17 protein-coding genes are annotated in these 14,958 nt (G+C 35.4%); 11 read left to right on the top strand and 6 right to left on the bottom strand.

The features are described 5' to 3' along the window. Nucleotides 1–20: 20 nt before the first annotated feature. Complete coding sequence (locus ASJ80_RS14005) at nucleotides 21–1,007, top strand: tocopherol cyclase family protein (RefSeq protein WP_069582963.1); 987 nt, start codon at nucleotides 21–23, stop codon at nucleotides 1,005–1,007. A gap of 14 nt (nucleotides 1,008–1,021) precedes the next feature. On the opposite strand, the gene ASJ80_RS14000 is transcribed toward ASJ80_RS14005, so the two are convergent. The 3 genes from ASJ80_RS14000 to aroD form a co-directional block, all read right to left on the bottom strand. Next, complete coding sequence (locus ASJ80_RS14000; protein WP_069582962.1) at nucleotides 1,022–1,216, bottom strand: YwbE family protein; 195 nt, start codon at nucleotides 1,214–1,216, stop codon at nucleotides 1,022–1,024. Nucleotides 1,217–1,302: 86 nt separating this feature from the next. Continuing rightward, nucleotides 1,303–1,926: a S24/S26 family peptidase gene (locus ASJ80_RS13995; RefSeq protein WP_069582961.1), complete on the bottom strand. Its 624-nt coding sequence runs from the start codon at nucleotides 1,924–1,926 to the stop codon at nucleotides 1,303–1,305. Further along, nucleotides 1,923–2,594, bottom strand: a complete 672-nt coding sequence (gene aroD / locus ASJ80_RS13990) for a type I 3-dehydroquinate dehydratase (protein ID WP_069582960.1) — start codon at nucleotides 2,592–2,594, stop codon at nucleotides 1,923–1,925. Before aroD ends, ASJ80_RS13995 begins: the two co-directional genes overlap by 4 nt. Before the next feature lie 454 nt (nucleotides 2,595–3,048). Between aroD and ASJ80_RS13985 the strand changes: the two genes are divergently transcribed. The 5 genes from ASJ80_RS13985 (at nucleotide 3,049) to ASJ80_RS13965 (ending at nucleotide 7,142) form a co-directional block, all read left to right on the top strand. Beyond that, nucleotides 3,049–3,777: a hypothetical protein gene (locus tag ASJ80_RS13985; protein WP_069582959.1), complete on the top strand. Its 729-nt coding sequence runs from the start codon at nucleotides 3,049–3,051 to the stop codon at nucleotides 3,775–3,777. Nucleotides 3,778–3,781: 4 nt separating this feature from the next. Beyond that, the gene (sucD, locus tag ASJ80_RS13980; protein ID WP_069582958.1) at nucleotides 3,782–4,648 is read left to right on the top strand and encodes a succinate--CoA ligase subunit alpha; all 867 of its coding nucleotides are present in this window, start codon (nucleotides 3,782–3,784) and stop codon (nucleotides 4,646–4,648) included. Nucleotides 4,649–4,766: 118 nt separating this feature from the next. Further along, a complete protein-coding gene (gene hmgA / locus ASJ80_RS13975; protein WP_069582957.1) occupies nucleotides 4,767–5,978 on the top strand; it encodes a hydroxymethylglutaryl-CoA reductase (NADPH) in 1,212 nt (403 codons plus the stop codon). 182 nt (nucleotides 5,979–6,160) lie between these two features. Further along, nucleotides 6,161–6,496, top strand: a complete 336-nt coding sequence (locus tag ASJ80_RS13970; protein WP_069582956.1) for a HepT-like ribonuclease domain-containing protein — start codon at nucleotides 6,161–6,163, stop codon at nucleotides 6,494–6,496. Nucleotides 6,497–6,563: 67 nt separating this feature from the next. Next, on the top strand, nucleotides 6,564–7,142 hold the full coding sequence (locus ASJ80_RS13965) for a TIGR00267 family protein (protein WP_069582955.1): 579 nt from the start codon (nucleotides 6,564–6,566) through the stop codon (nucleotides 7,140–7,142). A 54-nt stretch (nucleotides 7,143–7,196) separates the two neighbouring features. Here ASJ80_RS13965 and ASJ80_RS13960 read toward each other — a convergent pair whose 3' ends face one another. Beyond that, nucleotides 7,197–8,045, bottom strand: coding sequence for a TatD family hydrolase (locus ASJ80_RS13960; protein ID WP_069582954.1), 849 nt, complete (start codon nucleotides 8,043–8,045; stop codon nucleotides 7,197–7,199). 74 nt (nucleotides 8,046–8,119) lie between these two features. Continuing rightward, nucleotides 8,120–8,968 carry a shikimate dehydrogenase gene (gene aroE / locus ASJ80_RS13955; RefSeq protein WP_069582953.1) on the bottom strand — a complete coding sequence of 283 codons (849 nt, stop codon included), beginning with the start codon at nucleotides 8,966–8,968 and terminating at the stop codon, nucleotides 8,120–8,122. 183 nt (nucleotides 8,969–9,151) lie between these two features. On the opposite strand from aroE, the gene ASJ80_RS13950 reads away from it, so the two are divergent. From ASJ80_RS13950 to ASJ80_RS13930, 5 genes are all read left to right on the top strand, one after another. Then, complete coding sequence (locus ASJ80_RS13950; protein ID WP_069582952.1) at nucleotides 9,152–9,814, top strand: RNA ligase partner protein; 663 nt, start codon at nucleotides 9,152–9,154, stop codon at nucleotides 9,812–9,814. Nucleotides 9,815–9,971: 157 nt separating this feature from the next. Further along, a complete protein-coding gene (gene hisS / locus ASJ80_RS13945) occupies nucleotides 9,972–11,267 on the top strand; it encodes a histidine--tRNA ligase (RefSeq protein WP_069582951.1) in 1,296 nt (431 codons plus the stop codon). Then, nucleotides 11,268–11,666: a phosphoribosyl-AMP cyclohydrolase gene (gene hisI, locus ASJ80_RS13940; protein WP_069582950.1), complete on the top strand. Its 399-nt coding sequence runs from the start codon at nucleotides 11,268–11,270 to the stop codon at nucleotides 11,664–11,666. Between the two features lie 42 nt (nucleotides 11,667–11,708). Then, nucleotides 11,709–13,532, top strand: a complete 1,824-nt coding sequence (locus tag ASJ80_RS13935) for a PINc/VapC family ATPase (RefSeq protein WP_069582949.1) — start codon at nucleotides 11,709–11,711, stop codon at nucleotides 13,530–13,532. Nucleotides 13,533–13,604: 72 nt separating this feature from the next. Further along, nucleotides 13,605–14,357 carry a sugar phosphate isomerase/epimerase family protein gene (locus ASJ80_RS13930; protein WP_069582948.1) on the top strand — a complete coding sequence of 251 codons (753 nt, stop codon included), beginning with the start codon at nucleotides 13,605–13,607 and terminating at the stop codon, nucleotides 14,355–14,357. Between the two features lie 106 nt (nucleotides 14,358–14,463). On the opposite strand, the gene ASJ80_RS13925 is transcribed toward ASJ80_RS13930, so the two are convergent. Beyond that, the gene (locus tag ASJ80_RS13925; RefSeq protein ID WP_069582947.1) at nucleotides 14,464–14,865 is read right to left on the bottom strand and encodes a hypothetical protein; all 402 of its coding nucleotides are present in this window, start codon (nucleotides 14,863–14,865) and stop codon (nucleotides 14,464–14,466) included. Nucleotides 14,866–14,958 lie beyond the last annotated feature (93 nt).

The raw sequence follows: 14,958 nt of genomic DNA, 5'->3' as shown, positions 1-14,958 counted from the left end.
TACTTTTTAAGTGGTGTTATATGGCCAATCTATGGAAACCTGAAATATTTCAGGGAAGAGGTAAAAAAAGGGATTATTTTGAAGGATGGTATTTCAAGTCAATAGATAAAGAAGAGAAAACTGCATATTCAATAATACCCGGAATTTCCCTTTCAAGGGATCCTAAAAAATCCCATGCTTTTATAATGTTTTTAGATGCAAAAAACCATAAAATGTACTATTTTACTTATAAAACAAGTGAGTTCTGGGCAGGTAAATCAAAATTTGAAATAAAAATCCATAAAAGCACTTTCAGCCTTAAAAATATTCATCTGGATATTGATGATGGAGAAAATAAAATCAAGGCAGACCTTAATTTTAGTAATATAATTCCATGGCCGGTTAGATTATTATCTCCAGGAGTTATGGGTTGGTATGCATTTGTACCTAAAATGGAGTGTTATCATGGAGTTTTAAGTTTTGATCATTGTATTCAAGGATATGTAAATATAAATGATAATAGAATATCTTTTAATGGAGGTAAAGGGTACCTTGAAAAAGATTGGGGAACTTCTATGCCTTCTTCATGGATATGGATGCAGACAAATCACTTTGAAAATGATGGAATATCTTTATTTGGTTCTGTAGCTAAAATTCCATGGCTTAGAAATTATTTTACAGGATACATATTTGGATTACTGTATAATGGTAAAATTCACAGGTTTACAAAATATAACGGGACTAAAATTTGTAAATTAATAGTTAATGATGATATAATTGAAATTAAACTGGAAAATAAAGAAGAAATATTGGAAATAAACGCTAAAAGAACGGAAGGAGTTGATCTTCCAGCACCATCCCTTGGCGAAATGACATCAAGGGTAAACGAGTCTTTAAATTCTAAGATTAATGTTAATTTTTATATTAAAGAGGGTAAAAAAGATATTTTATTCTCTGGAACTGGTAAAAATGCAGGTTTAGAGTTTGTAGGAGATATGAATGAGCTGTTAAGTGGGTTTAAAAATTAATTTTGATTTAAATATTATTTGATAATTTCCTGTACTCTTCCAACCTGACTGTCCTGCAGTCTCACCTTTATTCCATGTGGATGAAATGATGAATTTGTGAGTATATCTTTAACTATGCCTTTAGTCCTTTTCCCTGAACGTTGATCTTTTTTTAAAACTATATAAACTTCAATACCTGGAGATATGTCCCTTCTATTTTGTCCATTCATTTAATTAACCTCATAAAAAATTCAGTTTCAAGCTAAATTAAAAATAACCTACAGATGAAAAATAAAAAGATGGATTTGAAATCCATTTAATATTCTTTTACGACTCCAATCACGTTACTTTTTGGAAGCCATCCTTTATATGGAGTTTTGGTAATGGTTTCAACTGCTCCATTGCTCAGTTTTACTGTGGTGGTTTCTATATTTTTATTGTCACTTATTAAGTATACCTGGTTTCCACTAATTTGGCCCACTCTTTTTACTATTAAACCATAATCTGGATGGACGGCTACTACAATATCGTTAACTTTAAAATCTTTTGTTTTAAGAACAATTATGCTCTGTCCATCCTGTAAAGTTGGAACCATTGAAGTTCCGCTCACCTGGGCAGGCATTGGGAGCTGATCAGTCCCAAACTGGGAATTTATGGTAACATTAACTGTATAGTTATATTTTTTAGCTACAGATTGCATATCACTTTTCACGCTTTCAACTGTACTGTTGGAGCTTTCTATGTCTGTTAAAGCCTGTTGCTCCATCTCAGACATCATCTGTGATGGTGGATTACTTAAAAATGTGGTTGATTTAACGGTTACATTTGTACCATTTGTATCAATAGTTATTCCAATATTATTTGAAGGAGCAATACAGGCTGAGGTAGCCATAACTCCTAATATAATTATTCCTATAACAAACCATGACCTTAATTTCAATCTATCACCATCAATTTCCTTAAAATATCTTTAGTAGTATTAATATCAATCTGTCCTGGTGCTGATCCTTTATCAATTGATGCAAAGGTAATTGGAGACCCAAAGATAGGTGCCACTATTCTCGTATATTTGCCGAGATTGCCCATGGCAATTCCTATGGTATTTGGAACTTCCGAAAGCACGTTAAGAACAGTTAAAGTGTCTTTATATTCGTTGGGCATTACAGCAAATTTTGCTATGTTTCCAATTTCTTTTTCTGCCTTAACTACATCCAAAAGTTCTTTAAATGAAGGGGTCTTTTGGAAGTCGTGATAAGATATTATGGTGTATTTTGCTGCTTTTACAACTTCGTCCCGCATTTCTTCATCTGTTTGCAGTTCTATATCTATTATATCTGCATATTTTGCAGCATTTATTAGAATTGAGGTTCTTTCCTCTTCAGATCCTTTAAAAAATCCGCCTTCACTTTGTACTCTGTTTGTTGCAATGGTTGGGTAGTCCATATCTTGGATAAGCTGTTGAACCCTGTCAGGATCTGGGTCCTCAAGTACATCTATTCTAAGTTCCAGTATATCTGCACCTAGATCAATAGCTTTTTCTGCAGATTGAAGGGCAAGTTCTGGACTTTTTTCAATTATGGGGGCACAAATCATTGTTTTTTGAAACATTGGTACTACCTGGTCGTTTTATATATTCATGTGAATTTATAGATATCATATTAGTCTTACTCTACTTTAAGTAGTTTTCATCTATTTTTCATATTTTTGTTTAAAATAAGTTACGAATTTACATATAAAAAGGTTTATTTTGATATTTTGTAGAATACATACAAATTTTACTTTCTTTGAAAAGATAAAATTGGGCTAATAAAGTTTTATTTTATTTTTTAGGTATTTAATAAGTCTATTTTTGAGCAATATGATTTATTTAAATTAAACTGACTTTTTCAAGAAGATTCCACTTAAATTTACAGGCACAAGCACAGTAAATTTTTATAATATATTATAGATATGGGCGTTTATTTAATACTCTAAGAGGATGATAGCCTATAAAAGTATAAAAAGCAGTTCATTGAAATATAGCTTATACAAAATTACATTAAATTTAATTAAGGGTGATTACTTGAAACTAACTGCTATTGGTGCAGATATCTCAATAAATGATGTTTCCTGCAGTTGTTCCCTTATCCAGAATATAGAAAATGATATTTCACAATTACTGGATGTTGGAGCGTATAAAGCGGCTTTAACTAATATTACAGGGGACGATGTGGTTATAAGTGCATTTGTTGAGGATGATAAATTAGAATCTGTTAATTCTAAAGTAATAGACATACTGCGTAAAAATGCAGAAAGCCTTGGAGATATAGGTGGGATATCAAAAACTCCTGAAGGTGCAGGGGAAGGCATTTCTTATGCGGAGGCAAAAATAAGAGAAGATAGATATCCCGATGCTGTAATTATTGCATTTGATACATATGGTGGCGAAGAAATTGTAGGTAAGGTTGCAGATTCTGTTATAAAGGCAGCGAAAGGTATGGATGATGTCACAGATATCGGCGGTGGAGGAGTTACCGGAACACTGAAAATACCTGGTGTAGGTTACATTTCAGATCAAACAGATGATCCTGTAGTTGTTGCAACAATAGAAAATATAGAAAGTGTTGGAACTGTAGCAGGGGCCATGGTGGGTGCAGCTGTCGGTAACCAGCACGTGAATCTTGTTAGGAGAGGAACACCTTCTTATGTGATACCAAGGGGCGTTATAATGTCAGTTACTGCTTTTATGAATGGAAATGTTATGGATTTGGCAGTACCCCTTTTTGAAAGAATGAGAATCTCGGGAGAGTGAACTTATGATAATTCTTGATGAAAATACCCGCTGTATTGTGCAGGGGGCTACAGGAAAGCAGGGGTCTTTCCACACTGAACAGATGCTTGCTTACAATACAAATATTGTGGCAGGTACGTCTCCTGGAAAGGGAGGCCAAAAATTAGGGCCTGTAAATATTTATAATTCAGTAGAAGAGGCTAAAGAAGAAAATCCGGATATAAATGCATCAATTATTTTTATTCCGGCACCATTTGCTAAGGACGCGGCATTTGAAGCTATTTCACAGCTGGATATTGTAACTATAATCACTGAACATATTCCTGTGCATGACACAATGGAAATCGTAGAATATGCAAAAAAGAATGATACTATTGTAATAGGCCCTAATACTCCGGGAGTCATAACTCCAGGTGTTGGAAAGCTTGGAATAATGCCTACGCATATTTTTAATAAAGGAAATGTTGGAATAGTTTCAAGAAGTGGTACACTAACCTATGAAGTTGCAAATCAGATAACCAATGCAGGAATGGGCCAAAGCACATGTTTAGGTATAGGGGGAGACCCTGTTGTTGGTATGGACTTTGCAGATGTGCTTCAAAGGTTTGAAGACGACGACGGCACCGACGCAATGGTGATGATTGGTGAAATTGGAGGAAATGCTGAAGAAAACGCAGCGAAGTTCATAAGTAAAAATATTTCAAAACCAGTCGTGGCTTACATTGCAGGAGTTACTGCACCTCCGGGTAAAAGGATGGGGCATGCAGGTGCAATTATTGAAGGGGAAAGCGGAACTGCAAAAAGTAAAATAGCCGCACTTGAAGAAGCAGGTGTAACTGTAGCTTCAGCGCCTTCTGAAATTGTAAAAGTTATAAAAGATGCATTAAAATAATTCTTATTTTAATCATAATTAAAATTTATTTTATATAAAATACAGATATCTTCATTTAATGGAGCTTTAAAATGACTTTTAATTTTTAAATTTTAAATAAAACTTATCGGTGATGGTTATGGTAAATGAAAGAGAAATTATAGATAAACTTAAAGCTGGAGAAATTAAACTTCGCGAAATTGAAAAGTACACTGATAACATTGATCAAGCGGTGGCAATCAGGCGTAAATTTATAGAAGAAGTAAGCAATTCCAAAATTGAACATTTATCAAATTATTCAATCGATATGGAAAGTGCATCTAAAAAGAACATTGAACAACCCATAGGAGCAGTTCAGATACCTGTTGGAATCGCGGGCCCTCTTAAGATTAATGGAGATTATGCCCAGGGTGAATTTTATATACCCCTTGCAACATCGGAAGGTGCGCTTATAGCATCTATAAACAGGGGATGTTCTACTATAACTGGAGCAGGTGGAGTCACCACCAAAATAATCAGCGATAAAATGACAAGGGCACCAGTTATAAAGGCTAAATCTGTAACTGATGCACTTGAAATTAAAGCATGGATTGAAAATAACTTTAAAGAGCTTAAAAAAGCGGCGGAAGTAACCACAAGACATGGAATGCTTATAAAAATCGACCCGATACTTGTAGTAGGCAGGTATGTTTACCCTAGATTTGTATTTACAACAGGGGACAGTATGGGAATGAACATGGTTACAATAGCAACTGAAGCAGCTTTAAGCCTTTTATCCCATAAAACAGGTGCCCATGTAATTGCATCAAGTGGAAATGTATGTGTGGACAAAAAACCATCTTCTATAAACATGGTAGAGGGAAGAGGTAAAAGCCTTGTTGCAGAGATCATCGTTCCAAAGGAAATAGTCGAAAAAAAGCTTAAATCAACATCTGAAGCCATTGTTGAAGTTAACACATCTAAAAACCTGATTGGATCTGCAATTTCTGGAAGTATGGGGTTCAACGCCCAGTATGCAAACATGATCGGCGCTATATTTTTAGCCACGGGACAGGACGAAGCCCACATAGTTGAGGGAAGCCTTGGAATAACCACTGCATCAAGAGAAGAAAATGGGGACCTTTACTTTTCAGTTACACTTCCAGACGTTCCGATTGCAACCGTTGGGGGAGGTACAAGTATTGGTACAGCCCGCGAGTGCCTTGAAATTATGGGAGTCTATGGAAATGAAAAGGTCCATAAATTCGCTGAAATCATTGCAGGAATTGTGCTTGCAGGTGAGCTTTCATTAATGGCAGCTTTGGCTGCAGGACACCTTGCGAGGGCTCATAAGGAGTTAGGAAGGGGTTAATTTTAAATTATGAATTATTTATTTAATTATTTCTTTTTTTCTTAATTTTTGATCCTTTATTGCATCTGGATGTCATTATAAAATTAGATTTACCCTAATAAATTACACGAATACATATTAAGAAAAAAATATAATATGATCAAATTAATATACCCTAAAATAACTTTTTGTGTTGAACTCATATGACTTCAAATATATTTCTAGACCATATTTTACAATCTATCGACCTCATCGAAGATTACACAAAGGACATTACCAAAGAAGAATTTTTAAGTACTGGTTTTATTCACGAACCAGTAATCAGGCGGGTTAAAATCATTGGCGAGTCGGTTAAAAATATGCCATGTGATTTTAAAGATAAATACCCTGAGATCCCGTGGGAAACCATTGCAAATGTTAGAGATGTCCTTGAAAGTGGAGACTGTGATCTTGATGTGGTTTGGGAAACTGTAAAAGATGAGATCCCTGTCTTGAAAACAGAAATTTTAAAAATAAATGAAGTTAAAATAACTTATTAATATAAAAGTATAAACATCTGATTTTATGAACATTCTAAACAGATCGTATATTGGAGAAAAATAAGAAATGAACATACGAGAATTAATTGAAGAATATTTTAAGATGAGCCGATATGTCGCTTTAGGTACTTTAGACGGAATTCTTGCGGTTATGGGTGTAACACTGGCTGCAAGTGGCGTAGCAAGTGCTGGAGGGCTCGAAATTTCTAATTTTGCTATAGGTCTTACTGGATTAAGTGGGGGTATAGCTCTTGCAATGTCAAACGCATTTGGTTCTTTCATAGGTGAAAGGGCAGAAGAAGCAAGGACACTGCGTGAACTTGAAGAAAAGATGATGCTGAACGAGGGCGACCTTGACGAGACTATCATTTACAAGCAGGCCAAAAGAAGGATTTACATGAGTATGTTTACCCATGGATTTTCCAGTTTCATAGGGTCTTTCGTTCCTGTAGTGCCTTTTTTGCTGATTCCAGATAAAATAACAGCTACCATAACTACTGTGATATTTTGTTTTGCAGCATTAATCATACTGGGAGTGTATCTTGGTAAAGTATCAAGGGACAGCCTTTTAAGGGTCAGTTTTGAAATTGTTTTAATTGGGGTACTTATAAGTGTAGTTTCTTTCATTATTGGTGGAAGCCACTGATTAAAATCCCTTTTTTAAATTAAAAATAGTTAAATTGAACCCTGCATTATCTATTTAGAAGCCCAGGTCAATTCCATAAATTTTTTCTACATTTTCCACATGGATTTTATGGGCGTCTTCTTCAGTTAAAGTCCCATTTCTTAAGAGCTCTTTTGTCCGCCTTGGAACTGTTTTTGGGCCTAAAACTGCACCAGGTCTCGAGAGCATGTCCATATAATCTGTTTCCATTAAAAAATTAGTTCCTTTTTTAAGCCCCTCAGTCACCACAGTCCTTGTTGCAATAATGGAAGGGGTTAAACCATGATTTTCATCAACACTAACCATCGGCCCTGAAAAATGTTTCATAACTTTATGTCTGTCTAAACCTGCTTTATCTGCCATTCTGGCAAATTCCAGGAAATGTTCTTCAGTTGCATCTTCTGTATGGAGCTGTACAGCGCAGTCAGCATCAGCTGCAAGTTCCATGGCGTATGACATAATCCTGTTGTGGGCTTCAAGCTCTTCAGGTGAGACTTCATAATGGGGTCTGCCGATTTCACCAATTCCAATAGCTTTTCCTTCAAGTACAAGTCTTTGCGCATCTTCCAGTGTACCCATCATCATTTTTTCTGCCATTTCAAGTTCCATACCATTTTCCACACGTTTTGAGAGTTCTGCAGGGTGGGCACCAACCACTGCAAACGCTTTCACATCGGTATCTGTATTTATTTTATCCACACATTTGATAACAAGTTCCATTGCTTCCTCAAAGCTGCACAATTTTCCGACTGTCCATGTTGGTTTGTTGGGGATGATCATCACATTTCCACCAGCCCTCTGGAATTTTTTTGCAACCTCAATGGGACCTTCACCATTATGTGGGTCGACATGGATATGGTTGTCTGTTATAGTGATGTTTTCCATGATTATTACCTCTGCTCTGTTAATTATCATTAAATTGATTTTAAATCATTTAAATAAAAATATGGGTTAATAAGTTATTCAAACTGGCCTTTTAAGGAGCGTTCAAAAATTTCTAAAGGTGGAGTCACACCGGTCCATATTCTGAATGCCTCCATACCTTGATAAATAAGCATTTTAAGCCCAGATACTACTTTAGCATTGCATTTTTCAGCTTCTTTGATCAGTCCTGTTTGTAATGGGTTATAAACGCAGTCTTTAACAACTAAATTTTCATGCATCAATTCAGCTTTAACCAGTGGCTCCTGATCTACATTCGGATACATTCCAATTGGGGTGGTGTTTATCAAAATATCGGCATTTGAAAGTTCAATTTCGAGTTTTTCACCAAGATCTATACTCTTAACATCTGCATTCAGTTTTTCAACCAGATCTCTCTGGAGCTGCTCTGCATTTGCCACTGTCCGATTTGCAATTACAATGGACTCCGCCCCGTCCATAAGTATCTGGAATGAAATTGCACGGGCTGCACCACCAGCCCCTAGTATGATAACTTTTTTATTTTTCACGCTGCTTATTTCTTCAATAGCTTTTACAGCACCTATACCGTCTGTATTGTATCCTTTTGCGTAGTCTTCATCGAATTTAATTGTGTTAACTGCCCCAATGAGTTCTGCAGATTTATCAAGCGCATCAAGATGTTTCATTACATCTGTTTTGTGTGGAATTGTAATGTTCAACCCTTTTATATTCAACGATTTCGCACCTATTATTGCATCACCGAGCATACCTTTTTTCACGTGATAAGGTACATAAACATAATCCATCTTTAAATGCTTAAAAGCAGCATTATGCATTGGTGGAGATAAGCTGTGCTCCACGGGATCGCCTATTACTCCTACGACATTTGTTTTACCGGTTATCATTTCTATCACATTTATTGGTTCTTAGAACATTTTATATTGTTTATTAGATAAAAATTAATGTAGTTAGAATTAGATCATGTTATAATTCAGGAATAGTTATATATTTAATTAAGCTAAAGGAGTATCATTTAATTTAAGATATAATTTAAAGGATATGGTATTTTCAGATATCGAGGGAGTATAATGCCTGCAAAACAGAGGTTTGTGTTGGATACAACTGCATTTACAGATACACAGCTTAGAGATGAAATTGGAGAAGGAGACCTGGCCACTACTGTGGATATTTTAGTAGATTTAATTGCTAAATCAAGGATAAAACTTAACATGAGCTGTCACATGCCTCCTATTACTTATAAAGAATTTATAAATTATATGACTAGGTACGAATGCCCTGAAGATATACTGGTAAAAACAGAGACATGGATTGTAAAAAAAAGCCCAAATAGATATGATACTAAAATACCTTCTGAAATATTCTATGAGTATGTCCATGACATGAGGGAAAGGATGAACAAAGGTATGAAAATATCAGAAAATGCCATATGGGAAACTGCTGTAGAATCTATGGTTAGATTAGGAAGAGGGCAGGAAAAATCAGACATTGAATTTGAAGTTCTTGGAAGTGCTATAAAAGACTTTAGAAAAAAATACAGGGCTGCATTAAGAAAAGGTACTCTTGACAGTGCTCCTGATCTTGATTGTCTGCTTCTTGCTAAGGAGTTAGGAGCAGGAGTTGTGGCAGCCGATGAGGGTATAAAAGTTTGGGCTGAAAGGCTCGGGCTGAGATTTTTAAGCGCAAAATCATTCCCTAAAATGATGAGGGAGTATTTGAAGTACTATGAATGAGATATTGTGTTCAAAATTAGATCAACTTTTCTGTAACTTTTTAAATTTTGCAAAATTATTTTAAATGAATTTTATAGATACTTAAAGAGTATCAAAAAATATCATTTTTTTAGATTTAACAATATGCGATCTATTTATTTTGATTTGGAGGATTATAATGGAAATATCAAGACCTAGAGGAACACGTGATTTTCTTTCAGATGAAATGAAACAGAGAAAATACGTTGAAAATACATTCAGACGAGTATTCGAAAATTACGGTTACGGTGAAATTAAAACGCCGATATTTGAAGATCTATCTCTTTTTACCATGAAATCAGGAGAGGCAATTAAAGAAGAGATATACCACTTTAAAGATAAAGGTGAAAGAGATTTAGCTCTTAGGCCGGAATTAACCGCACCGGTATCTAGACTTTATCTTAATGAACTTCAAAGAAGTCCAAAACCAATTAAAATGTACTACTTTGGCAGCTGTTTCAGGTATGAACGCCCTCAGGCAGGCAGGTTCAGGCAGTTCTGGCAGTTTGGATGCGAGCTTATTGGGGGCAGATCTCCAGAAGCAGAAGCCGAAGTTATAGCAATGGCAGCTCACTGTCTTAATGAAATTGGTTTAACTGATTATGAATTCCACATTGGAAATTTAGGAATCATTCGAAGCCTGTTAAATGATGCAAAAATCCCTGGAGATGAACAGGGACAGATAATGGGTTTAGTTGATAAAGGAGATGTCGAAGAACTCGGAAATTTATTAAATAGTATGGATATCTCTGTGTCTCTTAAAGAAATCCTTTTGAAGCTAATTGAGATAAAAGGACACAATGAAGTGATAGACAAAGTGCGAAGTATTATAAAAAAGTGTGAGGGTGCTTTTAAAGCATTGGATGATCTTGAAGATCTGTTAAATCACCTTGAAACATTTGGATTCACCAATTACATCGTCAATCTTGGAATAGCTCGTGGACTGGATTATTATTCTGGAATGGTATTTGAAATTTATGTACATGGTCTAGGTGCACAAAAACAAATAAGTGGTGGGGGAACCTATAATTTAATAGAGATATTTGGTGGTGAGCCAGTAGAATCTACAGGATTTGCATTTGGATTTGATAGGGTTATGGAAGCTCTTAAAAAACAGAATGCAGAGATTCCAGTGGAAGGACATGTAGATGTATTCGTTGCACCATTGTCCGGCAATATGAGGAAAGAGTCGTTTAAAATCGTTCAAGACTTAAGGAGAAATGGAATTTCAGCGGATGTTGACCTTGCAAGGAAAAAAGTCAAAAAATTGTTATCTTATGCAGACCATTTAGGAGTAAAATATGCGGTTTTAGTTGGTGCAAGGGATATCGAAGGCGGAAAAGTTACATTAAAAAATATGGAATCTGGAAATCAGGAGTTAGTTGATCTTGATAACCTGCCCATAAAATTGCGCGATGAACTGGAGATGGATTAAATGAAAACGGAAAAATGCAATTTTAATTTTAGACACAAAGTAGGCGATCAAAACTTAGTCATAGCAATAGCACAGGATTATAAAACTTCTGAAGTCCTTATGGTGGCTTACATGAATGAAGAAGCCCTTAAAAAGACAATAGAAACAAAAAAAGCACACTACTGGAGTACTTCACGCCAGAAGCTCTGGCTTAAAGGAGAAAGTTCAGGCAATTTCCAGCACGTTGAAGAGATACGTGTTGATTGTGATGAAGATGCGGTCCTTATTAAAGTTAGCCAAAAAGGCGGGGCCTGCCATGAAGGGTATGAATCCTGCTTTTTCAGGAAAGTAATAGATGATGAACTGGAAATTGTAGGAAATAAAGTATTTAATCCAGATGAAGTTTATGATAAAAGTTAAGATTGCATATCTTTGTTTAAAAATTTATGGAGAGAAAATAAAATGAAAATAGTTCCAGATACTAGCGTTATTGTGGATGGACGAATTACTAAAATTGTCCAGGAAGATGAATTTAAGGGATGTGAAGTAGTAATTCCTGAAGCAGTTGTATCTGAATTGGAAAACCAGGCAAATAGGGGAAGAGAAACTGGATTCAACGGTTTGGAAGAGTTAAAGAATCTCCAGGAACTTTACAATGATGGAATTATAGATTTAATTTACATTGGTAAAAGACCAACTCTTGAGCAGATATCTCTGGCAAAAGGCGGAGAAATAGATGCTATGATAAGAGATACGGCTCAAAAAACGGAATCTACACTGATTACCAGTGATAGAGTTCAAATGGAAGTTGCAAAAGCCCAGGGACTTGAAGTTATTTATCTGAAACAGGAAATGATTGGATACACAGAACTTGAAATAGCTAAGTTCTTTGACGATGAGACCATGTCTGTTCACTTAAAAGAAGATGTAGTTCCAATGGCAAAAAAGGGAACTCCTGGAAACATAAAACTTGTCAAAATAGGTTCTAGACCTTTAGCATATCCGGAAATTGAACGTATGGCTAAAGAAATTATGGAAAGGACAAAAAGTGACTTTAAAAGTTTTATTGAGATAGAAAGAGAAGGTGCGACTGTTGTTCAGTTTAGAGAATACAGGATATCAATTGCAAGGCCCCCTTTTTCTGATGGATTTGAGATAACAGTAGTAAGACCCGTGGCAAAGGTATTTCTAAATGATTATAGACTTTCAGATAAGCTTATTGAGAGATTAAGGGAAAGAGCTAAAGGAATATTAATTGCAGGTCCACCTGGTGCAGGTAAAACTACTTTTGCCCAGGCAATTGCAGAATTTTATAGTAAAAACCTCAACTCTATTGTCAAAACTATGGAATCACCACGTGATTTACAGGTCAGCGCGGAAATAACTCAATACGCACCTTTAGAGCGGAGTATGGAGAAAACAGCAGATATACTACTGCTTGTACGTCCTGATTATACTATATATGATGAATTAAGGAAAACAAGGGATTTCAGGATATTTGCAGACATGAGACTTGCAGGGGTGGGCATGATTGGTGTTGTGCATGCTACAAAACCTATAGATGCAATTCAAAGGATACTTGGAAGGGTAGAACTTGGAATAATCCCATCAATTGTAGACACAACTATTTTTATAAATAATGGAAATGTGGAAGCAGTTTATGATGTTGCACTTACTGTAAAAGTTCCATCTGGAATGCTGGAGGCAGATCTCTCAAGACCAGTTATAGAAATCCGTAATTTTGATACTGGAGACCTTACACATGAGATATACACCTATGGTGAGCAAACCATTGTTATGGAAGTGGGAGTAACCACTTATGAGAAAACTCCAGTTCAAAAGATTGCAGAACGTGAAATAATAAAAGAGATTAAGAAAACAGTTCCAGGGGCCCGTGTTGAAGTTGACATGAAATCGGACAAACGTGTCACTGTCTGGATGGATGAAGAATATATTCCAAAGCTTATAGGTAAAAAAGGAAAGACAATTGACGAAGTTGAAAGAAGAATAGGAATAAGCATAGGTGTTGAACCATTTAGATCAAGTGGAAATGAAGAAATGTTTAATGTAGATGTCCAGCTTTCTGGAAATTATGTGGTACTGAACTTTGGTAAAGATAATATAGGCACTCCTTTTGATATTTTGGTGAAAGATGAATACTTATTTACTGCAACAGTTGGTAAAAAAGGTACCATTAAAATTAAAAAGGATATAGAACTTGCGGGCATCATAATGGATGCACTTAAAAGAAATATCCCTATAGAGGCCAGGGTTAGAAACGAATAAAACTTTGAATTCTATAAATATCAGAGCTGGAATTAAATATTATTTAATCCCAACTTATTTTTGGTGATAATCATGAAAATTGGAGTATCAACACTTGCACTGTTTCCAATGTCCCTTAAAGAGATACTGGACTATTTAGAAAGTATAAATGTCAAATATTGTGAATTAATGATGGAATATCCTTATAACAGGATAGATCCAGATATTGTAAATTCTTATAATATAAAAACAAGCATACATGCTCCTCTTTCTGATATCAATATCGCTTCTTTAAATGAGTCCATACGAAAGGCTTCAGTTGAAGAAGTGAAAAGTTCAATTGATTTAGCTTCTAAAATGGATTCAGAGATAGTAGTTGTGCACCCTGGCCATATGGCATTTTTGGCACGGAAATTTCCAGAAAAAATCAAGGAAAGCAGTTTAATTTCACTTAAAGAATGCTCAAAATTTGCTGAAGAGCATGGAATAAAGCTGTGTGTTGAAAACATGCCTGACATGGAAGGAATGACTTGTAAAGGTCTTGATGAACTTAATGAGTTAGTTCAGGAGATTGGAGCGCTCATGACGATCGACGTTGGGCATGCATATAATGCAGGTGTATCTATTGGTGAAATTTTAAAATATGATAACATCGGACACTTCCACCTGAGCGACAATGATGGGTCCTTTGATAACCATAATGCAGTTGGAAGCAAAGACATTGATTTTAAATCACTCTTTGAAGGTCTGAATAAGAAGAACTTTGAGGGGGTACTTGTTGTAGAAGTTACAAACAAGGATGAAATTTTGGAAAGTCTTGATTATATTAAAAAATTAGTAGATTAGTTTCGTTCTATTTTTAAATTCTTTGAATTTTAAACTATTCAAAGTTAAATGGATTTGGATCATGAACTTGCATATATTTTAAACAATTTGCAAGTTCAATCTCGTCCTATAATCCCATTAGACACTGAATCTCTTCTTTAGGGCATGTTGGAAGGGTACTTTCTATCGGGGGGTTTCTGAATGAAAGTTTAGTTCTGGCTGAATTCCTGCTCCTGAAGGATCCAAGTGTACTTTGCATTTTAAATTTAAGTAGGAGGTCCACATCTTCTGATATAAGGTTTATCCAGTCTTCTACTCGTTCTAAATCTCTTATTGGAGGATGGGGTGAGTCGGAACTTAGAGCCTCGTTTAAAATATTTTTAACAACATTTAAATTCTGTACCATTTCATTATAGAAGTTGTCAAATTCTTCAAAAGGGAATATAATCATGTTTTCATCCCTATAAAAGGCTTTGGGGTTGTAGTAAGCTGTTTTTTCCTCTTCATATTTAATAACGCTAAATCGCATGTTGTGGACCTCCTTTAATGCAATCTATTATAAGGTTAAAGATAGTATCAGGGGTTGTGGTAGAGCATTTGAAAAGTAATGATAAGTTTTTCT

It is taken from the genome of Methanobacterium bryantii, assembly GCF_002287175.1.
GTDB lineage: Archaea > Methanobacteriota > Methanobacteria > Methanobacteriales > Methanobacteriaceae > Methanobacterium_D > Methanobacterium_D bryantii.
This window is presented reverse-complemented; position numbering and strand designations above follow the sequence as displayed.